Here is a 23,180-nt window from a genome sequence, read left to right on the forward strand (position 1 = left end):
TCACGATGGCGGTACCGACCTTCGGCGAGCGCAACCTCTTCTTCGCCTGGAGCACCTACACCGGCGACTACGACACCTACGCGCGCTGGTACGACGTCGAGCACATCCCCCAGGTCATGGACACCACCGGCATGGTCGGTGCCCAGCGCTTCCTCGTCGGCGGCGCGAAGAACCTCCCCGGCGTCGTGCCGATCGACATGGGCCACCTCGCGCTCTACGAGATCGAGGGCTCGTCCGCCGGCTTCCGCGAGGAGGTCAAGCAGATGCTGATGTCCGGCTCGATGGTGCTGCCGGACTTCATGAACCAGCCGTTCGACGCGCTCTTCCTCGCCCCGGTGAGCGAGCCGCAGTACGGCAAGGAGTTCGACCAGGCGGAGAACCTGGACGACCGGCACCTGTTCTTCGCCTGGTGCAAGCCCGCCGTCGAGGCCGTCGCCGACGGCACCTTCGCCCGCTGGTACGACGGCGAGCACATCCCGCAGATCCTCGGCGCCACCGGGATGCTGCGGGCCCAGCGGTTCGAGTCCTCGCCGGTCAAGCCCCTGCCCGGCGTCCGCGTCCCCGACCTCGGCCACCTCGCCCTCTACGAGATCGCGGGGGACCCGTCCGGGTTCCGCGAGGAGGTCAAACAGATGCTGATCTCCGGGGAGATGCAGATCCCCGACTTCATGAACCCGCCGTTCTCGTCGATGTTTATGGAGCCGGCGAGCCCGTTCTTCGCGGCGGGCGGCTGATCGTGGAGACGGTCCCGCACGCCGGTGAGGTCCTCGTCGGAGGCCGGTGGCAAGAGGCGACCGGCGAGCCCTACGCGATCGTCTCCCCGGCCGGCGAACAGCCCGTCGCCGAGGTGGTGCTGCCGTCCGAGAAGGACGCCGAGAACGCCTTGGAGGCTGCCGACCAGGTCGGGCGTCGGACCTGGGCCCGTCTGCCGGTCGCCGACCGGATCGCGGCGTGCCGCCGGTTCTGCACCGCGATGGAGGCCCGGCTCGACGAGATCGGGCGGCTCTGGGCGCTCGAGGCCGGGATGCCGGTCCGCTACAGCCGGACGCTGCACCGCTTCGGCGCCGTCGGGTCCTGGAACGCGGCACTGGAATGCGCCGCAGACGCCCTGCGCGACGACGTCCGCCCGTCGCCCCTGGGCGAGACGATCGTCCGCCGGGAGCCCGCCGGCGTGGTTGCCGCTGTCATGGCCTTCAACGGCCCCCTGGTCACGACGGCAACGAAGGTCGTGCCCGCCCTGCTCGCCGGGTGCCCCGTCGTCGTCAAGGCGGCGCCGGAGTCGCAGCTGGTCATGCGGGTCGTCGCCGAGTGCGCGGAGGCCACCCTGCCCGAGGGCACGCTGAGCGTCCTGTGCGCCGACGCGGACGTCGGGCGCGCGCTCGCCGGCGACCCGCGGGTGGACATGGTCAGCCTGACCGGCGGGCGGCGGGCGGCCCTGGAGATTCTCGACGCAACGAAGGCCCGGTTCGCCCGCACCCACCTCGAGCTGGGCGGGAAGTCACCGGCGCTGATCCTCGACGACGCACCGCTCGACGCCGTCCTGAAATCCCTGGTCCCCGGCGCGACCGGCGGCGCGGGCCAGGTCTGCGCGCTGCTCTCCCGGGTGCTGGTGTCGGAGAAGCGCGCCGACGAGCTCGTCGAGAAGCTGGCCGGTGCTCTCGGCGCGCTGACGATCGGCGACCCGCTCGATCCCGACACCCGCATCGGTCCGATGATCAACGCCGCCGGGGTGGACCGCGCCGAGGCCTTCGTCGAGCGCGCCCGCGCCGCGGGCGCGACGGTCGGGACCGGCGGTCGTCGTCGGGAAGGCCCAGGGTTCTTCTACGAGCCGACGCTCGTGACCGGCCTCGCCCGCGACGCCGACCTGGCCCGCAACGAGGTGTTCGGGCCGGTCACCGCCGTCCAGACCTTCACCGACGTCGACGACGGCATCGCGCTCGCCAACGACACCAGCTACGGGCTGGCCGCGACCGTCTATACCGCCGACCGCGACGTCGCCCTCGACGCCGCGTCCCGCATCGAGGCCGGGTCGGTCGCGATCAACACCTTCGGCCCGACGGTGACGGCCCCCTTCGGCGGGCGGAAGGGCTCCGGCTGGGGCCGCGAGACCGGACCCGAAGGCATCCACGAGTTCACCGAGCTCAAGCAGATCGTTCTCGGACCAGGAGTGTGAGGCCATGGCACAGCGACGGAGAAGACCCCAGCTCGCGCTCGTGACGGGCGCGGCCGGCGGGCTCGGCTCGGCGACGACGCGGCGCCTCGTCGAGGACGGCGCGAAGGTCGTCGTCACCGACATCGACAGCGACAGGCTGGGTACGCTGGCCGACGAGACCGGCGCGCTCCCCCTGCCGGCCGACGGGACCGACCGCGAGGCGCTGCGCGCGGTGGTGTCCGAGACCGTCGCGCGGCTCGGCGGGCTGGATACGGTGGTGGCCGCCCAGGGCGCCGCGATCGCCGGGACGGCAGCCCCCAAGCACGCGGACGCGTACGAGCGTGCCCTGGAGGTGAACCTGCACGGCACCTATCACCTGGCCGGGGAGGTGCTGCCGCACCTCGTGGAATCGCAGGGCTCACTGGTGCTGGTCGCGTCGACCGCGGGACTGATCGCCGGTCCGCCCGGAACCGTGGGGTACACCGCCGCCAAGGCGGCCCTCATCGGCGTCACGCGGTGGCTGGCTCGCGAGTACGGGCCGAAGGGAGTCCGGGTAAACGCCGTGTGCCCGGGGTGGATCCGGACGCCGCTGGGGGAGGGGGCCATGACCTACCTGTCGCAGCGCGAGGGGATCACCGTCGAGCAGGCCCATGTCCTCATGTCGGCGCACGTCCCGCTGCGACGGGTCGCCGAGCCGGAGGAGATCGCGTCCTGCTGCGCCTTCCTCGCCTCGGGAGACGCGTCGATGGTCACCGGGCACGTCCTCGTCGCGGACGGGGGCGGTGCGGTCGTCGACGCGTCGACCATCGCGCTCGACTGACGACCGGGCGACGTGTGGCCGGATCCCACCACGGTCGTCCCGGCCCGCCGTCCGGGTGGCGCCGGGTCCTGACCGCGACCGGTCGGTCCGTTGCGGGACCCGCGCCCCGCCCGGTCGGGAGCGGGCACCTGCTCCTACGGCGCCGGCCGGGCGCGGTCCACGTCACCGAGCGGGTGACCGACATCGGCCGGGGTGCTCGCCAGGAAGGTCTCGAGGATCGGCGCCGCCTTGTCCGGCTCGTCGAACAGCAGCATGTGCCCGGCGCCGGGGACGACCTCCATCGTCGCGTTCCGGAGCAGGAAGGCCATCAGTCGGGCGTTGGGCACGCGTACGACCGGGTCCTCCCCGCCGTGCAGGACCAGCGTCTGCTGGCGGAGTCGGGGCAGCCAGGGGGCGCTGGTCCAGCCGAGCACCGCAAGCTGTTGGAAGTGGTAGCCGAGGCGACTCGGTGGGTGGCCCTCCCGATCGGCCAGGATCGCCGCGAGGACGTCGGGATCGCGGGCGGTCCGGCCCCCGGCGAGGATCGGGATCTCCCGCGCGGCGGCCTCCCGGCTGCGATAGCGCTCGGTGGAGAGCAGGGCGCGCTGCACCGTGAGGCCGGCGGGTCGCACCCAGAGGCCGCAGATCGTGGCGACGAGGACGAGCCGACGCACGCGCGCGGGGTGGCGATGAGCGATCTCCTGGGCCACCACGCCGCCGAGCGAGAAGCCGAGCACGTCGGCCCGGGTGACGCCGAGCTCGTCGAGCGCCCCGACGAGGAGATCGGCGATCCGCGGCATCCGGATCGGGAACCGGGGCCGCTCCGACCGCCCGACACCCGGGCAGTCGATCATGACGACCTCACGGTCGGGCAGCCGCTCGAGCAGCGGGGTCCACGACTCCATCGAGCCGCCGATGCCATGGATCAGCAGGAGGGGCGTGTCCGTCGTGCCCGGGCGACGCCGCGTGTGCAGGCGCAGACCGTCGACGACGACGTCGCGCTCGATGCCGTCCTGTGGGGTCGCCATCCGTGCTCCTCCAGCTCGATCACGAAGAAAACTAGCACAAAATATATGAGATGGGAGCAGTCTGGTCCGGCGTCAGCTCCGCAGTACGCCCAGCAGTGCCTCCGGCGCTTCCCACGGCACGAGATGGCCGACACCCGCGAGCTCGAGACAGTCGGCTCCGGGAACGAGCGCGGCCAGCCGTCGTCCGTTGCGCGGCTTGACGACCGGGTCGTCCCGGCCCGCGATCACGGTGGTCGGCCGGTCGATCCGGGTCAACCGTTCGGGCCCGCGCCAGGCCACCACGGCCCGGGCCTGCGCCGCGACGCCCGCCACCGGCGTCCCCGTGACGGCCAGCTGGTCGGCGAGCTCGTCGACCAGTGCCGCGTCGGGGACGAAGGCCGGCGAGCAGGTCCTCAGGTAGAACCGGGCCAGGAGCTCGGCGCGGGCGCGGCGCCCGCCGCCGAGGTAGCCCGCGGCGAGTCGCGCCATCGGCCCGTAGAGAGGGCCGTAGAACGCGGTCGGGACATGCGCCGGTGCCGGTGGGATGGTCGAGACCAGCACGAGACGCTCGACCCGTTCCCGGTGTCGCAGCGCGAGCTCCGCGGCCACCATCCCGCCCATCGACAGGCCGAGCACGGTCGCGGTCGCCACGTCGGCGCGGTCGAGGACGGCGGCCACGTCGTCCGCGAGGTCGGCCACCGTGAACGGTTCTACGGCCCCGCTCGACCCTCCCGTCCCGCGCGCATCGGGGCGGATCACGTGATGCGTCCGCTCCAGCTGGTCGACCCACGCCCGGGGCCAGAGCAGCCCGCTCGCCCCGATGCCGTTCAGCAGGACCAGGGACGGTCCGCGGCCGCCGACCTGAGCGTGCACCCCGCGGCGTCGCGGACCGCGCCGCACCGCTGCCCGCGCCACCCGCTCGGCCTGGATGCCCCACCCGGTCGCGGCCGCGACGGCTCGGCGCACGTTCTCTCCTCTCGCCGACTCTTGACGCGAAGCGCCAAATGCTTCACATTATATATGATCGATGGTGAGGTGGATCACTGTCAAGGGAGACGACGTGAGCTTCAACTGGGTCCTGGACAGCGCGGTGGAGCCGATTCCGCCTGCCGGGTGGGACAACGTCGCGGTCAGCTTCGACGGACGCGATCGGCTCACCTACCGTGAGCTGCGCGAGCGGTCGCTCTCCTACGCCCGGGCCCTGGACGAGCTGGGGCTGGCGAAAGGTGACCGCCTGGGGCTGATGCTCCACAACGACGCGGAGTACCTGCCGCTCTACTTCGCCGCGATGCGCCTCGGCGTGATCGCCGTACGGCTAAACTTCCGGCTCGCTGCCCCCGAGCTGCGCTTCATCCTCGCCGACTCGGGCTGCCAGACCGTGCTCATCCACGCCGGCCTGCTCGACCGGCTCGAGCCGGTGCGCGAGGAGAGCGGCGCCGAGACGGTCGTCGTGCTGCGCGACGTCGATGGCGAGCTGCCGGACTGGGCCCTGCCCCTGGAGGCGTTGCAGGGCCGGCCCCCGATGACCGACGCCCCGGGGATCGCGCCGGAGGACCCGATCGCGCTGCTCTACACCTCGGGGACCACCGGTCTGCCCAAGGGAGCGCTGCTCACCCACGCCAACACCGTCGGGACCGCGACCATGCAGGCGCTGAAGTGGCGGTTCTCCGAGCGCACCGTGGCACTCGTGCCGGGTCCGCTCTACCATGCCGGCGGATTCGAGGCCGTGACCGCGCCGGTGCTGCTCGCCCACGGCACCGCGGTATGCCTCCGTTCGGGGAGCTTCTCCATCGAGCACCTCCTCGGCGTGATCGCCTCCGAGCAGGTCACCGACTGCCTGCTCTTCTCGTTCATGCTGGGCGAGATGCTGCGCTTCGACGATCTCGAGACGCGGCTGCCCGCCTCGCTGGATCACCTGATCATCGGCGGCGACACGATGATGCCGTGGACCGTCGCGGAGGTCCGACGTCGGATGCCGCACGTGCGTCTGACTCAGGTGTTCGGGCTGACCGAGGGCGGCGCGATCTGCACGACGCTCGACGACGGTGACTTCGACGCACAACTGGGCAGCATCGGGCGCCCGTTGCCACTCGCCGAGGCCAGGGTCGTCGACGACACGGGCCGGCCGGCCGAGGTCGACGAGGTCGGCGAGATCCTGGTCCGCAACCCCGGGACGTGCGGGGGGTACTGGCAGCGGCCGGACGCCAACCGGGAGACCTTCGTGGACGGCTGGTGTCACACCGGTGACCTCGGCTTCGTCAACGCCGACGGCTTCCTGACCCTGGCCGGGCGGGCGAAGGACATGATCCGCAGCGGCGGCGAGAACGTCTACCCGGCCGAGATCGAGAAGGTGCTCGCCGACCATCCCGGGATCAGCGACGCCGCCGTCGTGGGCGTGCCCGATCCGAAGTACCTCGAAGTCGGTTGCGCCGTGCTCGTGCTGAAGCCGGACGTGGACCTGGACGAGGAGGCGCTGCGGGCCTACTGCCGCGAGCGCATGGCTGGCTACAAGGTGCCGAAGTACTTCGCCCGCCAGGACGAGCTGCCGCGCAACGCGTCGGGGAAGGTCCTCAAGTACGTGCTGCGTGAGCAGTACGTCGTCCTGGGCGACCAGCAGCCCGCGCGCTGAGCCCACCGGGAGCGCGGACGCGGCCCCATTCTTTCCAAGTATTAAATATCTTATCTCACGAAGAGCGTGCCAGGAGGCCCTCATGACCACCCACCCCGACATCGCCGATCCCGGTGTCGAGTCCTCCACCGCCGCCTGGGTGGTCGGCATCGACGTAGGAGGCACGTTCACCGACATCATCGCACTGCACCGGCGGACCGGTGAGGTCCGCGACGGCAAGGTGCTCTCGACCCCGCAGCAGGAGGAGGGCGTGCTGGCGAGCATCGCCGCGGTCGGTCTCGAGGTGCGGGAGGTGGCCGAGATCGTCCACGGCCACACGGTGGGCATCAACGCGCTGCTCAGCCGGGCCGGCGAGCGGACCGGGCTGATCGCCACGCGCGGACACCAGGACCTGCTCGACATCGGACGCATGCACCGGGAGTTCGGTGACCGGTTCTACGACCCGACCTGGCTGCGCCCGCACCAGGAACGCCCGATCATCCCCCGGGAGCTGCGCTTCGGCGTGCTCGAGCGGATGCGCTACGACGGATCCGCCCTGACCCCCCTGGACGCGGACTCGGTCCGAGAGGCCGCACGGGAGCTGGCCCGACAGGGTGTGAGATCGGTCGCGGTGTGCCTGGTGAACTCCTACACCAACGACGAGCACGAACGGCGCGCCGCCGAGATCCTCGCCGAGGAACTCCCCGACGCCTACGTCCAGACCTCCGCGCTCTACCCGGTCACCAAGGAGCACGAACGGACCACCACGGTGGCACTCGACGCCTACGTCGGGCCCCGGGTCGTCGGCTACCTCGACCGCCTCGAGTCCGGCCTGGTCGAACGGGGCTTCGGGGGCACGTTGTGGATCATGATGATGAACGGGGGCGTCGCCACGGTCGCCGACGCCGGCCGCGCACCGGTGTTCCAGCTCGTCTCCGGCCCGGTCGGCGGGGTGAGTGGCAGCATCCGCCTCGCGAACGAGGGCGCGACCCCCGATCTGCTGACCATCGACGTCGGCGGGACCAGTACCGACGTCGCCGCGATCCGCGGCGGTCAGACACCACTGACCGACCTGTGGACCCTGGAGACCGGCCTGACGCTGACCATGCCCCTGGTCGACGTGGAGAGCATCGGCTCCGGTGCCGGGAGCCTCATCCGGCCCAACGCCCTCGGTAACGTCGCCGTGGGGCCGGCATCAGCCGGATCGGACCCCGGTCCGGTCTGCTACGGCCGCGGCGGCACCGAGCCCACGCTGACCGACGCGTGTGCACTCCTGGGAGTCCTGCAGCCCGACCTGTTCGCCAACGGGGCCATCGAGCTCGACGTCGACGCGTCGCGGGCCGCGTTGGAGAGGACCGCCTCGCAGTGGGGGATGTCGGCGATCGGGCTGGCGGCCGCCGCCTACGAGGTGGCCTGCCAGGACATCGCGGCGAAGGTCCGGACGATCTCGGTCTACCGGGGCCTCGACGTGCGCGAGTTCGCCCTGCAGCCGTCCGGGTCGGCCGGCCCGATGCTCGCCGACCGCGTCGCCCGGATCCTCGGCGTACGGAAGGTGGTCGTGCCTCGCAGCCCGGGCCAGTTCTCGGCGCTGGGCCTGCTGCGCACCGACCTGCGGGTCACCCGGGCGCAGTCGATCATGACACCGCTCGACCCGGCCTGCGCCGAGTCCATCGAGGCCGCCTTCGCCACCCTGGAGGACCGCGTCCACGACGAGCTCAAGGGCCAGGGCGCCGACGTCACCCGCCTGCACTTCGAACGCGCGATCTTCGCCATGTACCGCGGCCAGACGTGGGACAACCGGATGCCCATCCCGCCCGCGAGCCTCACCGCCGAGGGCGTGCAGGAGCTCGTGCCCGCTTTCCACGCCTACTACGAGGAGCACTACGGCTTCGCTGCGCGGGAGATCCCCGTCGTGGTGTCCACCGTCGAGGTGACCGCAGTGATCCCCCGCGAGCAGGCGAGGTTCGAGCTCGTCCCCGACGAGGGAGCCGCGTTCCTTCGCACCGCGGAGCTCGTTCTGCCCGGCGCCGCCGGGCCCGTCGAGGTCGGTATCCACGTCCGGGAACGCCTCGCGCCCGGGGAGCAGGTGCCCGGCCCCGCCCTGGTCACCGAGAAGTTCGCGACGACCGTCGTCCTGCCCGGGCGCACCGCCCACGTCGACGACGACCTGAACCTGATCATCGAGCCCCAGATCACCGCAGAGAGCTGAGGACCCGCCGTGACCACGACAACCCCAGCGACCGACACGTCGGCGACCGGGCCCGACGTCGAACTCGACATCCTGCGCTACGGCCTGATCGAGGTCGCCCGCGAGATGCTCGACTCGCTCATGCGCAGCGCGTTCTCCCCGATCTGCCGCGACATCCTCGACTGCACCGTCGTCATCCACATGCGCACCGACGAGGGCTGGGAGGTCGCCGCCCTCTGGGAGGGCTGCATGCAGCATGCCTTCGTCGCGCCCCACATCGCGAACTTCCTGATGGACGACTGGGACATCGACACGATGCAGCCCGGTGACGTCGTCTTCACCAACGACCCCTGGCGCGGCTCCCTGCACCAGGCCGACGTCAACCTGTTCCGGCCGGTGTTCGTGAACGGCCGCGTCGAGTTCCTGCTGCAGTCCACGTCCCATCTGGTCGACCTCGGCGGCCCGATCCCCGGCGGCTTCTCCAACGGCGCCCAGTCCCATTTCGAGGAGCAACTCAAGCTCCCGCCGACGCTGCTCTACGCGAACGACGTCGCGGTGCGGCCCACCTTCAACTTCCTGCTCGAGAACAACCGGGTCCCGCACCTGGTCCTGGGCGACCTGCGCGCGCTGCACGGCTGCCTGGTGGTCGGCGAGCGCCAGTTGCAGGACCTCATCGCGCGCGGGGGTCTGGACGACGTGCGTGCGGCCGGCCGGTACGCCATCGACGCCACCGAGGCCAGCATGCGTCGTGGGATCGCGAGCATCCCCGACGGCGACTACTCCGCCGAGGACTTCCTCGACGAGGACGGTGTCACCGACGAGCCGATCCCGGTCGCGGTGACGGTCAAGGTCCGCGGCGACTCCATGGAGATCGACTTCTCGGGCTCGGCGCGCCAACCGTTGGGCAACAGCAGCACGGCCTGGTGCGAGGCGGGCCGCTGCATCGAGGCCGTGAAGCTGATGGTCGACCCCTCGACCCCGGTGAACAGCGGGACCCTCAAGCCGATCGACGTGCTCCTGCCGGCGGGCAGCGTGGTCCAGACGCTGCCGCCCTCGAGTGCCTCGAGCCACGCCGACATCGGGCCCCGTGTGATCAACGTCGTGACGCAGGCGCTCGGACAGGCCACCGAGGAGTCGTTCGCCTGCGACACCGGCACGGCGGTGTACATCGGTTTCAGCGGCATCGACACGCGGACCGGCCACAAGGGCACGCCCTGGGGCGCGTACGGACTCGCCGGCGGCGGCTGGGGCGGCACCTGGAAGGAGGACGGCGTCTCCTTCTGCGTCACGCCGATCGGGAACTGCCGGACCTCGGTGCAGGAGCACGTCGAGATCGAGAGCCCGCTCGTGGTGGCCCAGCACGAGATGCTGATCGACACCGCCGGGGCCGGACGCTTCCGGGGTGGGCTCGGTTCGGTGTACACGATCATGGCCGAGTCCGACACCCTCGTCACCGTCGTCGCGGACCGGCTGCGTCGCGGGGCGGCCGGGGCGAACGGCGGAGGCCCCGGCGCGCCCGCGGTCGGCTGGTACATCGCCGGGTTCGACCTGGCCGAGCACGGCGACCCGATGAACCTGCGCGGCGCCGAGCCACTGTTCGGTGTGTTCGACGAGCAGGGCCGACCCGACCCGGTGCACGGCGAGTTCGGGCGCGGCGCCCGCTACACCACGGGCAAGTTCTCCAACCTCGTGATCAAGGCGGGCGACGCGATCCGCCTGATCATCGGTGGCGGCGGCGGCTGGGGTGACCCGCTGGCCCGTGAGCCCGAGCGGGTGCGCCAGGACGTCCGCAACCGGCTGGTGAGCGTCGAGGGTGCCCGCCTGTCCTACGGCGTCGTCCTTGCCAACGGTGAGATCGACACGGCGGCCACCGGGGCGCGACGCGCCGAACTCACGGCCGCGCGCGACGCCGGGACCTGGGAGGTCCCGATCGCGGCTCCCCTCGAATGGACCCTCTGACCCGCCGAGCCTGCAGGAGTGCCCGCCATGGCCACCGACCGCCTGATGTTCCCCCGTCCCCAGACCGCGCGCGTCTCGGTCGAGCGCACACCCGTCGAGTCGCAATGCCCCTCGTGCGGCAGCCGCGACGTCGCGCGCTACCCGGTGTCGAACCACCTCGGCCCCCGCATGGTCGTCAAGTGCCAGACCTGTTTCACCCGCCTGTCGGTGACGCGTGCCGAGCCCGAGGACATGTGGCCGGCCTGGCGGTCGCCGACGCGCGACTGGCCGGCGTCCCGGGTCGGCTGATCGGGTGACGACCATGACCGATCTGGTGCCGCTGGGCCGGATGTATGCGAGCACCTTCACCGAGTTCGCCGGTCGCCCCGCGGTGCGCGACGACCGTGGCGAACTCACCTACGCCGACCTCGGAGTCCGGGTCTGGCGTCTCGCCTCCGCGCTGCGCGGGCTCGGTCTCGCCCGCGGCGCCCGGGTCGTGATCGTGTCACCGAACAGCAACCAGTGGGCGCAGATCGATCGCGCCGTCGCGATCGGGGGCTTCGCCCGCGTCGCCCTGCTCTCGCGGCTGCACACCGCCGAGCTGGCTCAGATCGCCACCGACGCCGACCCGACGGTCGTGTTCGCCGACGCCGATTGGCTGGGCACCTGCGGGCGCGCATGGATCCCGTCGTCGGTCGGTCACGTCGTCGCGACGGGAGCCGGGCCGGTGCCCGACGGTGTGATCCCGTTCGAGGAGCTGCTGGCGGCCGGTCGCGACGAGGAGGCGCCGCTGCCCGAGGGCCACGATCTCGCCGCGATCCTCTACACCTCGGGGTCGACGGGCCTGCCCAAGGGCGTCAAGGTGACCCACGACAACGCCGGTGCTCGCGTGCGGGGCATCCTGCACGAGCTGCCGAGGATGGGCTCGCGGGACGTGGCGCTGCACACCGCGCCGATCAGCCACTTCAGCGGCGGGATCCAGGAAGCGGTCACCGCCGTGGGCGGGCTCAACGTGTTCGAGGCCGCGTTCGACCCGGCCCGGGTCGCCGACCGCGCGTCCTCGGGCGAGATCACGGTCCTCCCCCTGGTACCGACGATGATCACGATGCTGCTCGAGGAGCTCGAGCGACGGGAAGCGCCCGAGGGGCGGGTCGGCGACATCACGATCGTGCCGTACGCCGGGTCGGCCATCCAGCCCGATCGGGCCGCCCGGGCGCACGGCTACTTCGGCAGCGCGATGTACCAGCTCTACGGGGCCAGCGAGGCCCAGATGCCGATCGCCGCTCTCGCGCCGCACGATCACGTCACCGCAACGAACGACCGGGGTCTGCCCCGGCTGGCCTCGGCGGGCCGCCCGACCACGTACGTCGAGGTCGCGATCGTCGACGAGGACCGCCGGCCGGTTCCGGCCGGTGAGACCGGGGAGATCGCGACTCGCGGGGCGCACGTCGGGCCGGGCTACTGGCGCAACGACGAGGCCACGGCCGAGGCGTTCCGGGACGGATGGTGCTACACCGGCGACGTCGGTTACGTCGACGAGCACGATTTCCTGTTCATCCTCGACCGGCGCAAGGACATGATCATCACGGGCGGGTTCAACGTCTATCCCCGCGAGATCGAGAACGTCGTCTCGGACCTGTCGGGGATTCGCGAGGTGGCCGTGCTCGGGTCTCCCGACGAACGGTGGGGGGAAGCGGTGACGGCGTTCGTCGCGGTCGTGCCGGGCCGCGAGCTCTCCCCGAAGAGGGTCATCGAGCACTGTCGGAGCAGGCTCGGCGGCTACAAGGTGCCGAAACGGGTGATCGTCGTCGACGAGCTCCCGAAGGGCGGCACCGGCAAGATCGACAAGGTCGCGCTCCGGGATCGCCTCTGGGCGGGGCAGGAGCGTCGGGTGTGACGCGCGCCGGCCCACTGGCGGGTGTCCGGGTGGTCGAGATGGCCGGCATCGGTCCGGCTCCATTCGCCGCCATGTCGCTCGCCGACATGGGTGCCGACGTGATCCGGGTCGACCGGCCGGTTCCTGCCGAGATGCGTACCGCCGCGCCGGAGGGGGACGTGCTCAACCGGGGCAAGCGTTCGGTCGTGCTCGACCTCAAGCACCCGGCGGGCCACGAGGCGGTGCTGACCCTGGTCGAGGAGGCCGACGTCCTGATCGAGGGCTACCGGCCCGGGGTGATGGAACGCCTCGGGCTCGGGCCGGACGTGGTGCTCGCGCGGCGTCCCAGCCTGGTCTTCGGGCGGATGACCGGCTGGGGTCAGAGCGGCCCGCTCGCCGACACCGCCGGCCACGAGGTCAACTACCTGGCCGTCACCGGAGTGCTCGGCTCACTGGGGACGGCCGGCGGCCCGCCGCAGGTTCCGCTGCCGCTGATCGGCGATTACGGCGCCGGCGGCGCCTACCTGGTGATCGGCGTGCTCGGCGCGCTGTTCGCCGCGGCGCGTACCGGGCAGGGGCAGGTGGTCGACGCGGCCATGGTCGACGGCACGACCCACCTGCTGGCGGCCACCTACGCGATGCTGGGTGCGGGCGCCTGGAACGACGCCCGGGGCACCAACGACCTCGACGGTGCGGCCCCCTTCTACGCCGTCTACGAGACCGCCGACGGGCAGTGGGTGTCGGTCGGGGCCCTGGAGAACAAGTTCTTCGCGACGCTGCTGCGCGAGCTGCGGATCGACGGGTTCGAGGCCGCCGACCAGCACGACCGCGCCCAGTGGCCCCGCCTGCGTGCGCTCCTGGCCGAGGCGTTCGGCGCCCGCACGCGCGACGAGTGGGCCGCGTACTTCACCTCCTCCGACGCGTGCGTGACGCCCGTGCTCGGGCTGCGCGAGGCCGCGCGGCACCCGCACGTGGCCGCCCGTCGAAGCGTCCTCGCGGACGGTCGACGGATCCAACCCGGGACCGCGCCGCGGTTCGCCGCCACGCCGGACACCACTCCCGGTCCCTCACCGCGCCCGGGCGAGCACACCGTCGCCGTGCTCGAGGAGGCCGGCCTCGCCGCCGACGAGCTGATCGACAGCGGCGCCGCCCGCGTCGGCTGATCCCACCCGCGAACACCTACCTGGAAGGTCGACCATGCCGTCGCTCGAGGACCTGCCCGGACCCTCGTCCGTCATGGGGCTGCTGCGCCGGGCCGGCGCCACCGCCGTCAACGCCACGGATCTTCTCGTGCACGGTGGCTTCGTCACCGACGAGCAGTACTCGCCCTACGAGGTGGTGAGCAGCCACCCGGTGTACAAGCTGCGGCGCTACTTTCCCGACGAGGTCCCGCCGGGCGCCCCGGTGATGCTGCTGGTGCACGCTCTGATGATCACCGGGGACGTCTGGGACATCGCGCCGGACACGAGCGCCGTCGCGGCGCTGCACGGGATGGGCATCGACGTCTGGACCATCGACTTCGGCGCGCCCGAGCACGAGCCGGGCGGGTTGGAACGCACCCTTACCGACCACGCGCTCGCGGTGAGCGACGCCGTCGACGAGGTCAGCGCCGTGACCGGGCGCGACGTCGTGCTGGGCGGGCAGTCGCAGGGCGGGATGTTCTGCTACCAGGTCGCCGCTTACCGGCGCGGTGCGAACATCGACTCCCTGGTGACATTCGGGTCGCCGGTCGACACCCGCGCGCCGATGGGGGTGCCGATGTCGCCGGAGACCGCGACGACGCTGGCCCACGCCTACCTGTCCTCCGGGCTCGCCCGCCGGATCTCCATCCCCGGGTGGGCCATGCGGACCGCCACCCAGATGCTCACCCCGATCGGCGTGGCCAAGGGCAAGGCGCAGTGGTACCTCAACCTGCACGACCGGGAGCGTCTGCTGCCGCGGGAGCGTCTGCGGATGTATCTCGACGGGCAGGGGTGGACGGCGTACGCCGGGCCCGCGTTCGCCGAGCTGCTCGAGCAGTTCATGGTCCACAACCGGATGCTCGAGGGCGGGTTCGTGTTCCGGGACCGGCTGGTGTCGCTCGCCGACATCGACGTCCCGATCCTGACCGTGGTGGGCAGCACCGACCTGCTCGCGACACCCCCGGCGGTGCGGGGAATCCGACGGGCGGCGCCGCGGGCGGAGGTCTACGAGCTGAACATCCCGATCGGGCACTTCGGCATCATCGGCGGCGCCCGGGCCCGGAAGGTCACCTGGCCGACCGTGGGCCGGTGGATCCACTGGCGGGCGGGCGAGGGCGACCTCCCCGAGGAGCTCGTGCCGGCGAACCGGATCGAGGAGTGGAACCCCGGCGAACTGAGCACGGTGCGCCGGATGATCGGCGCCGCTGCCGATCTCTCGGTGGGATCCGCGGCCCGGGCGATCTCCGTGGCCACCGGTGCGCTGCGCGGCGCCGAGGAGCTCGTCCGGGCGGGCGTCGACCAGCTCGCCCGGCTCCGCGAGCTCGGCGACGTCGAGCCGGGAACGCGGATCTCGCTGGGACTCCTGCTCGACGAGGCCGCGCAGCACGATCCGGGGGCGATCGTCTACGCGTTCGGCGACCGGGTGATCCGGCACGGCGAGTTCAAGCATCGGGTCGACAGCATCGTGGCGGTGATGCTCGGTCTCGGGGTGCGTCCCGGGGAGCGGATCGGCGTGCGGATGGCGTCGCGCCCCTCGGCGCTGAGCGCCCTGGCCGCGATCAGCCGTCTCGGCGCGACCGCGGTGCTGTTGCGCCCGGAGGGCGACCTCGCCCGGGAGATCCGGCTCGGCCAGGTCACCCGCCTGGTGACCGACCCGGAGAACGTGCCCGAGGCCGAGGCCGAGGGGGTGTCCTGCTACGTCCTGGGGGCCGGCTCGGAGCGCGGCGACCTGCCCGGGTACGTGATCGACATGGAGGATCTCGACCCGGAGCGGGTACGGGTGCCGGCGTGGTACCGGCCCAACCCGCGAGAAGCCGCCGATCTCGCGTTCGTCCTGTTCACCGGCACCGGCGCGGCGACCCGCGACATGCTGATCACCAACCGGCGCTGGGCGCTCTCGGCCCGCGGCGCCGCCGAGGCAGCCGGGCTGACGGCGACCGACACCGTCTACTCGGTGACGCCCCTGCACCACTCGTCGGCGATCCTGCACGCCATGGCCGGCGCCATCGCCTCCGGCGCCCGACTGGCCCTCGCGAGCGGTCCCGACCCGGACACCTTCTGGGACGAGGTACGACGCTACGGCGCCACCCACGTCTCCTACACCTGGACCTCGCTGCGGGCGATCACCGACGGCCCGCCGCACCCCGGCGAGCCCGATCACCCGATCCGGGTCTTCATGGGCTCGGGCATGCCACCGGGGCTGTGGCGTCGGGTCGCCGAGCGCTTCGCGCCGGCCCGCGTGGTCGAGGTCTACGCCTCGGCCGAGGGCGAGGCGATCCTGGCCAACCCCGACGGCGGGAAGGTCGGCTGCGTCGGCCGTCCGCTGCGGGGAACACCCGAGGTGCGCGTCGTCGACTACGCGCTCGCCTCGGAGGAGATCGTCACCGGCCCCGACGGATACGCCCTCCAGAGCCGACCGGAGGCCGTGGGCCTGTTGGTGGTCCGCGGCCGCAGCTCGTCCCGCCACGACGCCGTTCCGCTGCGCAACCTCTTCGACGTGGGGGACGTGTGGCTGTCGACCGGCGACCTGTTCACCCGCGACGCCGACGGTGACCTGTGGTTCGTCGACCGCGTGCGCAACGTGATCCGGTCCGTCGGCGGTCCCGTGCTGCCGTCGGTGGTGAGCCGGGCCCTCGAGGGCGTCCCGGGCGTGGCACTCGCGACGGCGTACGGGGTGCTCGACGACGACGCGGGTGAGGTGGTGGTGGGAGCGGTCCGCCCGCTGCCCGGGGCCCGGCTCGACGCCGAGGCGATCGAGCGGGCCCTGCGCGACGTGCCGCGCAGCCAGCGGCCCGCGTACGTGCAGTCGGTGCGGATCCCCACGACAGCATGGGCGCGGCCGCAGGTCGAGTCGCTGCGGCGAGCCGGGATACCGACGCCGCGCGACCGCGTCACCGTCTGGCGGCTGGCCGCCGACGGCCGGACCTTCGAGCGGCTGGGCCGAGGGGCCGGGACCGATCCATAGGTCAGAATTGAGAAACTTAATATATGATTGTGTAATGCGACGAGCCGCCATCGTGTCCCCTGTCCGCACCCCCGTCGGGGCCTTCGGCGGGGCATTGCGGGCGGTGCCTGTGGAGGATCTGGCGGCGACGGTGGTGCGGGCGGTCGTCGAGCGGACCGCGGTCGACCCTGGTCGGATCGAGGACGTGGTGTTCGCCCAGTCCTACGCGAACTCGGAGACCCCGTGTGTCGGGCGGTGGGCCGCGTTGCATGCCGGGCTGCCGATCTCGGTGCCGGGCCTGCAGACCGACCGCCGCTGCGGCGGTGGGCTGCAGGCGTTGGTCACCGGCTCGATGATGGTGCAGACCGGTGCCGCGGATGTCGTGCTGGTCGGTGGCGTGGAGAGCATGTCGAACATCGAGTACTACTCGACGACGGCCCGCTGGGGCTCCCGGGCCGGGACGGTGTCGCTCTACGACCGCCTCGACCGGGGCCGGGAGCGTTCCCAGCCCGAGCACCGGTTCGGCCCGATCAGCGGAATGGTCGAGACCGCCGAGAACCTCGCCGAGCGCTACGGCGTCACCCGCGAGCAGGCCGACGAGTTCGCCGCCGCGAGCCAGCAGAAAGCCGCGGCCGCCTGGGACCGGGGCGCCTTCGACGACGAGGTCGTGCCGGTCACCGTCCGGCAGCGCCGGGGCGAGCCCGTCGTCGTGACCCGCGACGAGGGCGTGCGCCCCGACACCACCGTCGAGACCCTCGGCAAGCTGCGCACCATCACCCCCGGCGGGACCGTCACCGCGGGCAATGCCAGCCAGCAGAACGACGCCGCTTCGGCCTGTCTCGTCGTGGCGGAGGAGGCACTGGGGGACCTGGAGCCGCTGGGGTTCCTCGAGGGCTGGGCGGCCGCGGGCTGCGACCCGGCCACCATGGGGATCGGCCCCGTGCCCGCGGTGGAGAAGCTCTTCGCGAAGACCGGGGCGGGCTTCGACGACGTGGACCTCGTCGAGATCAACGAGGCGTTCGCCGTGCAGGTCCTCTCGGTGCTGGCCGCCTGGGGCTGGCACGACCCGGACCGGCTCAACGTCAACGGCTCGGGCATCTCGCTCGGGCATCCCATCGGCGCCACCGGCATGCGGATCCTCACCACGATGCTGCACGAGCTCCGCCGCCGCGGCGGCCGCCGGGCGCTGGAGACGATGTGCATCGGCGGCGGGCAGGGCATGGCCGCGCTGTTCTCCGCGGCATGATCACCGACCACCTGCGGCCGGGCGACACCGTCGTCGTCGGGCAGACCAGCGCGGAACCGCCGACGCTGGTCGACGCGCTCCTCGACGCCCGCACCGACGTGACCGCCTTCGTCGGCTACACCGCCAACGACGCGTGGCGGCGGGCGCGGTGCCGGGTGGTCACCTACGTCGCCGGCGGAGTGCTGCGCCGGGTGCCGACGGTCGAGTACCTGCCCACCCACCTGAGCCGGGTGGAGGAGCACGTCGTGGCTGGGCGGCTCGCCGCGGACGTGGTCCTGCTGCGGGTCGGCCCGGCCGACGTCGACGGGTTCCACGACCTCGGGCCGACCGTGGACTACGTCTGGGCCGCCGCGCAGCGGGCCCGGGTCGTGCTCGTCGAGGTCGACGAGCACATGCCGCGCACCCGCTCACGCCGCCGGCTGCACCGCTCGCTCGTGACCGAGGCGTTCCCCGCCGACCGCCCGCCGATCACGACGGGGTCGAAGCCGCCGTCCGAGCTCGACCGGGCCGTCGCCGGCCGGGTCGCCGCGCTGGTGCCCGACGGCGCCGCGGTCCAGCTCGGTCTCGGCGGTCTGGCCGACGCGGTGGCGGCCGAGCTGGGGTCCCGACGGGGCCTGCGGATGCGCTCCGGGCTGGTGGGGGACTGGCTGCCGGGGCTGGCCGAGGCGGGCGCGCTGGACTCCGTGGTCGCCGGCATGACCCTCGGCGGACCCGACCTCTACGCCTTCCTCGACGACAACCCGATCGCCGAGTTCGCGCCCGGGTCCGAGATCACCGCCGCCGTCGAGGGCCCGTTCGTCGCCGTGAACTCCGCGGTGGAGGTCGACCTGCTCGGCCAGATCGGCGCCGAGTACGTCGGGGATCGCCTCGTCGGCGGAGTCGGGGGCCAGGTCGACTTCCTCCGCGCCGCCCACGGCCGCGGCGTCGGGGTCGTGGCGCTGCCCTCGGTGACCACCACGGGCGCCACCCGGATCGTGCCCCGACTCGCCGACCCGGTGACGACGTCGAAGAGCGACGTCGACGTTGTCGTCACCGAGCACGGCGTGGCCGACCTCCGCGCCTGCACCGTCCGGGAACGGGCCGAGCGGCTGATCGCGGTAGCCCACCCCGACCATCGGGCCGGCCTCACCCGGGAGTGAGGGGGAGCAGCAACGCGCGCTCGACGTCGTCGACCTTCTCGAGCGCCAGGATGTGGTCGATCAGCGTTGCGACCGTCCCGTCATCCAGCGGGAGGACGGTCGAGAGCGCGGCGCACGCCCGGAACTTCTCGACGAGGTCGTGCTCGTCGAGGGGGAGGTCGGGGTGGCCCTTCACGGTCGTGTACCCGCCGACGACCTCGCGGCCGTCCCGGAGCGTCACCCTCACGCGCGCGCCCCAGGACGGGAGCGTCCCGTCCCGCTCCGCCGACACCCGCGCCATGAGGGCCCGCACGTCGGCCCGCGCCCGGGCGTCCTCGGAGTAGGAGTCGACGAAGACCCGGCCGTCCAGCGCCGCGGTCGCCACGGCATACGGCAGGCTGAACTGGCATTCCGGCACGGTGCGGGGGTGCCAGGCCGTGGCCTCCGGTTCGCACACCGCGTTCCAGCCCGAGGCCGACACGGCGACGTGGACGCCCGCGACGTCGGCTGCCGTGACGCCGTTCGCGCCGAGCAGCTCGGTGATCCCGTCGATGGCGGAGTGCGAGAAGTAGCAGGCGCTGTGGCGCTTGGTCGTGATCCGCGACGCCGCCCACCGCTGCCCCAGATCGCGGGTGAGGACGTCCGGGTCGGTCTCCCACCGCGCCGAGGCCAGGAACCCCTTCGGTCCGGTGAGGACCTGCTCTCGGGGTCCGGTGATGCCCCGCGCGGCGAGCTGGCAGGCCGTGATCGCCGCCTGACAGACGAGGCCGTGGTGCATGCGCACCATGAGCGTGGCCGGCGAGTAGATCGCCATGGTGTGCGGCGCGGTCATCGTCCGGGCGATCCCCATGGCGTTCTCCAGGACCTCGGAGGAGAACCCGAGGAGTTTGCCCACGGCGGCAACCGCCCCGAACACGTAGTGCCCGCCGCAGTCGCCGGCGGGGATCCCGGAGCTGATGACTCGGTACGCGGTCCCGATCCGCACCAGGACCTCCTGCGCGACGACCAGGGCTGTCAGGAACTCCTGCCCGGTGACGGGGTCGTCCCGGAGTCCCAGCGCGGCCAGGAGCGAGGCCACGGCGTACTCGCTGACGTGGCCCGCCTCCTCGTGCAGGTCACCGCAGTCCATCGCGCGCGGCATCGGGCCGATGGCGAGCGCGGCCGCCGCGGCGGGGACCCGCCCGCCGTAGCAGGGCACCACCGATTCCGCCGCGCCGCCGTTCGCGGTCACCAGGTCGACGATTTCGGCGATCCCGTCCATCCCGGAACCGCCGACGGTCACGCCGATCCCGTCGAGCAGCGTGTGCCGGGCGTGCCGGACGAGGTCGTCGGGAAGATCGGAGAACGTCGTCCCGACGACCATGCGGCACAGGGTGCTCATCGGGTCCTCGTCGCCCCGGGGGTCGAATCTCGGCATCAGCGCGGCTCCTCGTCGGTGACCGTGCCCAGGACGTCGAGGGCGATGAGCTTCTCGACCCGCTCGTCGTCGTAGACCTCGCCGGCGATCTCGCGGGTGTGCTGCCCGAGGCGCGGGGTGGGGCCGCCACGGTCGGGCCGGGCCCCGTCGAAGCGCCACGGCGCCCGGAGCAGCGACATCCCGTGCGCGCCCGGCTCGAAGAGGTCCAGCCACTGGGTCTGCGGGTGCTCGACGTAGGTCGCCATCGTCTGGACCGGCGCGTACGGCACGTCGAAGTGGGTCAGGCGCTCCTCCCAGTCTCCCAGGGAGCGCTTCGCGAACTCGGCCTCGACGATCGGGACCAGCGCGAAGTAGTTCGCCTCGCGGTGCCGGTAGGGGGTGAAGCGCGGGTCGTCGGGCAGGTCCGGCCGCTCCATCGCCGCGCACAGGTTGCGCCAGAACTTCTCCGACGACGACAGGTGCACCGCGATCGACTCGCCCGACGAGGTCGCGACGCAGAAGTTCTGCGCCTGCGGGTGCCGGGTGGTGCGGGTCGGGTCCGCCCCGGTGTCGACGTACTGGGACAGCGCGTCGGTGGCAAGGATGCTGACCGCCTCGTAGAGCGAGGTGTCCACCCGCATCCCGTCCCCGCCGCGACCCCGGCCCACCAGCGCCGCGAGCACGCCGGCGGCGCTGGTCAGCCCGGTGACGACGTCGGCGAGGATCGTGCCCGAGAGCTGGGCCTGACCGGGCTCGCCGAGGATCGAGTAGAGCCCGCCGTAGGCCTGGCCGATGGTGTCGTAGGCCGGGCGGTCGCGCAGCGGCCCGCCGTCGCCGAAGCCGTTGACCGACGCGAAGATGACGTCGGGTCGCAGCTCGCGGCACACGTCCGGGCCGAGGCCGAGCGCGGCCAGCTTGCCGGGACGCATGTTCTCGAAGACCACGTCGAAGCGGGGCAGCAGGGCCTTGACGAACTCCAGCCCCTCGGGGGTCTTGAGGTCGACCGCGGCGCTGCGCTTGCCGGCGTTGACCTGCGCGAAGTAGGGGCTGCGGTCGTCGTCCTTGCGGCGGAAGTCGTCACCCGCGAGGGACTCGATCTTGACGACGTCGGCGCCCAGCCCGGCCAGCAGCGCCCCGCCCATCGGCATGGAGATGTAGCCGCCGAGCTCGAGGACCCGGATCCCGGTCAGCGGCTTCTGCGGCCCCGTCATCGGACGATCAGTGTGTCGACGAGCGAGGAGGCCGGGGCGTCGAGGTCGTCGGAGGCGATGGCCGCGAGCAGCGCCTCGGTCTGCTCGGGGCCGAGCCGGCCGACGGTGAGGTCGCGGGCCTTCGCGTCCAGCTCGTCCTGCGGGATGGGGTTCTCGGACGTCCCGGTGGAGTCCTCGACGAACAGCCTCTCGGTGGTGCCGTCCCGGAAGGTCACGGCGATGTCGGCGACCCACTTGCCTGGATAGGCGGTGTCCAGGTCGGGCTTCGGCGTGATCCGCACCCGCTGGGCGAGCCGGGCGACGTCACCGTCGGCCCCTTGATGGGTCGAGCTCCGCTCCGCTGCGTCTCCCAGGAGCTTGAGCCGGCCCTCGAAGTAGTCGTGATGGGTGGTGAACCCGTTGCCGTGCCCCGTGGCGGCGAGCGCGAACTGGAAGGGCAGCGAGTACTGCAGCTGCTCGAGCGCCGAGGGCGAGTAGGCGTTCACGTTGCGGTTCCCGACGACCACGTCGCCGCCGGACTGGATGCCGAGCTCGACGGCATCGATGTCGTCTGCCCGCCCGACGAACGTGCGGGCCCCGTCGACGAAGCCGTGGCAGCAGCCGCAGCAGCAGTACGGCTTGATCCAGACCTTCGTGATCTCGAAGGGGCGGTCCGGGGCGAACCGCTCCACGGCGTCGTCCGCGAACGGGCGGCCCTTGAACACGGGGAGGAACCCCTTCGACCCGGTCAGGTACGCGAGCGGACCGGTGATCCCGGCCGCCGCCATCTCCGCGGCCCGGATGCCGTTGCGGGTCCCGATGCCCGCGTGCACGCGCTTCACCGAGCCGCCCGACGAGGTGTACTCGGTGGTCCCGGCGCTGTGGCTCATCGCGATCGCGAGCGCGTGCGTGGTCTGCTCCGCGTCGAAGCCGCGCATCCTCGCCACCACCGCCGCGGCGCCGAACGGCGCGAGCAGCGCGTGCGGGTGGAAGCCCCGTTCCAGCAGGTCGGGTGCGGCGAGCACGCCGACCCGGGTGTAGGCCTCGTAGCCCGCGACGATGCCGAGCAGCACGTCGCGCATCGACGCGCCGTCCTCCTCGCCGATCGCCAGCGCCGCGGACACCACGGTGCTGCCGGGGTGGCTCGAGCTCGCGCGGTGCGCGTCGTCGTACTCGAAGCTGTGGCCGAGGGTGGCGTTGACGAACGCGGCGTCGCCGGCGCTCATCGCGTCGCCGGTGACGACGACCCGGGAGCGCCCGGGTGCGTGCGACCCCCGGGCGTAGTCGATGACCGCCCGGCACCACGGCAGCGTCTCGCAGCCGACCTGCAGGGCGAGCTGGTCCTGCATCAGGCGCCGCGCGCCGGCGAGCGCCTCGGCGGGTAGCGCGTCGAACTCCAGTTCCGCCACCAGGGCTCCGAGGGCGGCCTCGACCGGGGGGACCTCGCTCGTCATCGCTGACTCCTCATCGCCGTGGCGGTTGGCTCATCGGCAAAGATAATATATTGTGCATCGTCAGGAAACCCCGTCGGCGAAGG

General features: G+C 72.4%; 17 protein-coding genes. 12 read left to right on the forward strand and 5 right to left on the reverse strand.

The window, feature by feature from the left end; all coding sequences use genetic code 11:
• The first annotated feature begins 5 nt into the window (after nucleotides 1–5).
• Genes LQ327_RS30170 through LQ327_RS30180 form a run of 3 tightly spaced genes read left to right on the forward strand, consistent with a single transcriptional unit; the run spans nucleotide 6 to nucleotide 2,972 of the window.
• Nucleotides 6–734, forward strand: a complete 729-nt coding sequence (locus LQ327_RS30170) for a hypothetical protein (RefSeq protein WP_230739878.1) — start codon at nucleotides 6–8, stop codon at nucleotides 732–734.
• Nucleotides 735–736: 2 nt separating this feature from the next.
• Nucleotides 737–2,173, forward strand: a complete 1,437-nt coding sequence (locus LQ327_RS30175) for an aldehyde dehydrogenase family protein (protein ID WP_230739879.1) — start codon at nucleotides 737–739, stop codon at nucleotides 2,171–2,173.
• 4 nt (nucleotides 2,174–2,177) lie between these two features.
• The gene (locus tag LQ327_RS30180) at nucleotides 2,178–2,972 is read left to right on the forward strand and encodes an SDR family NAD(P)-dependent oxidoreductase (protein ID WP_230739881.1); all 795 of its coding nucleotides are present in this window, start codon (nucleotides 2,178–2,180) and stop codon (nucleotides 2,970–2,972) included.
• 134 nt (nucleotides 2,973–3,106) lie between these two features.
• Here the strand turns inward: LQ327_RS30180 and LQ327_RS30185 are convergent, their stop codons facing one another.
• Together LQ327_RS30185 and LQ327_RS30190 are read right to left on the reverse strand one after the other, a co-directional pair.
• The gene (locus tag LQ327_RS30185; protein ID WP_230739883.1) at nucleotides 3,107–3,979 is read right to left on the reverse strand and encodes an alpha/beta fold hydrolase; all 873 of its coding nucleotides are present in this window, start codon (nucleotides 3,977–3,979) and stop codon (nucleotides 3,107–3,109) included.
• Between the two features lie 72 nt (nucleotides 3,980–4,051).
• Nucleotides 4,052–4,924 carry an alpha/beta fold hydrolase gene (locus tag LQ327_RS30190; RefSeq protein ID WP_230739885.1) on the reverse strand — a complete coding sequence of 291 codons (873 nt, stop codon included), beginning with the start codon at nucleotides 4,922–4,924 and terminating at the stop codon, nucleotides 4,052–4,054.
• Nucleotides 4,925–5,018: 94 nt separating this feature from the next.
• Here LQ327_RS30190 and LQ327_RS30195 point away from each other — a divergent pair, with 94 nt between their 5' ends.
• The 9 genes from LQ327_RS30195 to LQ327_RS30235 all read left to right on the forward strand — a co-directional run bounded on the left by LQ327_RS30195 (nucleotide 5,019) and on the right by LQ327_RS30235 (nucleotide 19,078).
• Entirely contained in the window at nucleotides 5,019–6,587 is a 1,569-nt protein-coding gene (locus tag LQ327_RS30195; RefSeq protein WP_230739887.1) for a class I adenylate-forming enzyme family protein, read from the forward strand.
• Nucleotides 6,588–6,669: 82 nt separating this feature from the next.
• Nucleotides 6,670–8,775: a hydantoinase/oxoprolinase family protein gene (locus LQ327_RS30200; protein WP_230739889.1), complete on the forward strand. Its 2,106-nt coding sequence runs from the start codon at nucleotides 6,670–6,672 to the stop codon at nucleotides 8,773–8,775.
• 9 nt (nucleotides 8,776–8,784) lie between these two features.
• A complete protein-coding gene (locus LQ327_RS30205) occupies nucleotides 8,785–10,713 on the forward strand; it encodes a hydantoinase B/oxoprolinase family protein (RefSeq protein WP_230739892.1) in 1,929 nt (642 codons plus the stop codon).
• Between the two features lie 27 nt (nucleotides 10,714–10,740).
• Nucleotides 10,741–11,001 carry a hypothetical protein gene (locus LQ327_RS30210; protein WP_230739894.1) on the forward strand — a complete coding sequence of 87 codons (261 nt, stop codon included), beginning with the start codon at nucleotides 10,741–10,743 and terminating at the stop codon, nucleotides 10,999–11,001.
• A 13-nt stretch (nucleotides 11,002–11,014) separates the two neighbouring features.
• On the forward strand, nucleotides 11,015–12,589 hold the full coding sequence (locus tag LQ327_RS30215) for a class I adenylate-forming enzyme family protein (RefSeq protein ID WP_230739896.1): 1,575 nt from the start codon (nucleotides 11,015–11,017) through the stop codon (nucleotides 12,587–12,589).
• A complete protein-coding gene (locus LQ327_RS30220; protein ID WP_308286405.1) occupies nucleotides 12,586–13,731 on the forward strand; it encodes a CaiB/BaiF CoA transferase family protein in 1,146 nt (381 codons plus the stop codon). Before LQ327_RS30215 ends, LQ327_RS30220 begins: the two co-directional genes overlap by 4 nt.
• A gap of 34 nt (nucleotides 13,732–13,765) precedes the next feature.
• Nucleotides 13,766–16,714, forward strand: a complete 2,949-nt coding sequence (locus LQ327_RS30225; protein WP_230739898.1) for an AMP-binding protein — start codon at nucleotides 13,766–13,768, stop codon at nucleotides 16,712–16,714.
• Nucleotides 16,715–16,748: 34 nt separating this feature from the next.
• A complete protein-coding gene (locus LQ327_RS30230; protein WP_230739899.1) occupies nucleotides 16,749–17,939 on the forward strand; it encodes an acetyl-CoA C-acetyltransferase in 1,191 nt (396 codons plus the stop codon).
• On the forward strand, nucleotides 17,936–19,078 hold the full coding sequence (locus LQ327_RS30235; RefSeq protein ID WP_230739900.1) for an acetyl-CoA hydrolase/transferase family protein: 1,143 nt from the start codon (nucleotides 17,936–17,938) through the stop codon (nucleotides 19,076–19,078). The genes LQ327_RS30230 and LQ327_RS30235 overlap by 4 nt, the downstream gene beginning before the upstream one ends.
• On the opposite strand, the gene LQ327_RS30240 is transcribed toward LQ327_RS30235, so the two are convergent.
• From LQ327_RS30240 to LQ327_RS30250, 3 genes are read right to left on the reverse strand one after another with little or no spacing between them, the layout of a single operon-like run.
• The gene (locus LQ327_RS30240) at nucleotides 19,065–20,474 is read right to left on the reverse strand and encodes an MmgE/PrpD family protein (RefSeq protein ID WP_230739901.1); all 1,410 of its coding nucleotides are present in this window, start codon (nucleotides 20,472–20,474) and stop codon (nucleotides 19,065–19,067) included. The two genes, LQ327_RS30235 and LQ327_RS30240, sit on opposite strands and share 14 nt — an antisense overlap.
• Nucleotides 20,474–21,664 carry a CaiB/BaiF CoA transferase family protein gene (locus LQ327_RS30245; protein WP_230739902.1) on the reverse strand — a complete coding sequence of 397 codons (1,191 nt, stop codon included), beginning with the start codon at nucleotides 21,662–21,664 and terminating at the stop codon, nucleotides 20,474–20,476. The genes LQ327_RS30240 and LQ327_RS30245 overlap by 1 nt, the downstream gene beginning before the upstream one ends.
• Complete coding sequence (locus tag LQ327_RS30250; RefSeq protein ID WP_230739903.1) at nucleotides 21,661–23,097, reverse strand: MmgE/PrpD family protein; 1,437 nt, start codon at nucleotides 23,095–23,097, stop codon at nucleotides 21,661–21,663. Before LQ327_RS30250 ends, LQ327_RS30245 begins: the two co-directional genes overlap by 4 nt.
• Between the last annotated feature and the right edge of the window lie 83 nt (nucleotides 23,098–23,180).

The organism is Actinomycetospora endophytica (assembly GCF_021026375.1).
GTDB classification, from domain to species: Bacteria; Actinomycetota; Actinomycetes; order Mycobacteriales; family Pseudonocardiaceae; genus Actinomycetospora; species Actinomycetospora endophytica.

Coding starts and splice junctions, on each gene's coding strand:
- LQ327_RS30170 (WP_230739878.1), top strand. CDS start 6: ATGGCGGTACCGACCTTCGGCGAGCGCAACCTCTTCTTCGCCTGGAGC.
- LQ327_RS30225 (WP_230739898.1), top strand. CDS start 13,766: ATGCCGTCGCTCGAGGACCTGCCCGGACCCTCGTCCGTCATGGGGCTG.
- LQ327_RS30240 (WP_230739901.1), bottom strand. CDS start 20,474: ATGCCGAGATTCGACCCCCGGGGCGACGAGGACCCGATGAGCACCCTG.
- LQ327_RS30230 (WP_230739899.1), top strand. CDS start 16,749: ATGCGACGAGCCGCCATCGTGTCCCCTGTCCGCACCCCCGTCGGGGCC.
- LQ327_RS30200 (WP_230739889.1), top strand. CDS start 6,670: ATGACCACCCACCCCGACATCGCCGATCCCGGTGTCGAGTCCTCCACC.
- LQ327_RS30245 (WP_230739902.1), bottom strand. CDS start 21,664: ATGACGGGGCCGCAGAAGCCGCTGACCGGGATCCGGGTCCTCGAGCTC.
- LQ327_RS30185 (WP_230739883.1), bottom strand. CDS start 3,979: ATGGCGACCCCACAGGACGGCATCGAGCGCGACGTCGTCGTCGACGGT.
- LQ327_RS30215 (WP_230739896.1), top strand. CDS start 11,015: ATGACCGATCTGGTGCCGCTGGGCCGGATGTATGCGAGCACCTTCACC.
- LQ327_RS30180 (WP_230739881.1), top strand. CDS start 2,178: ATGGCACAGCGACGGAGAAGACCCCAGCTCGCGCTCGTGACGGGCGCG.
- LQ327_RS30210 (WP_230739894.1), top strand. CDS start 10,741: ATGGCCACCGACCGCCTGATGTTCCCCCGTCCCCAGACCGCGCGCGTC.
- LQ327_RS30235 (WP_230739900.1), top strand. CDS start 17,936: ATGATCACCGACCACCTGCGGCCGGGCGACACCGTCGTCGTCGGGCAG.
- LQ327_RS30250 (WP_230739903.1), bottom strand. CDS start 23,097: ATGACGAGCGAGGTCCCCCCGGTCGAGGCCGCCCTCGGAGCCCTGGTG.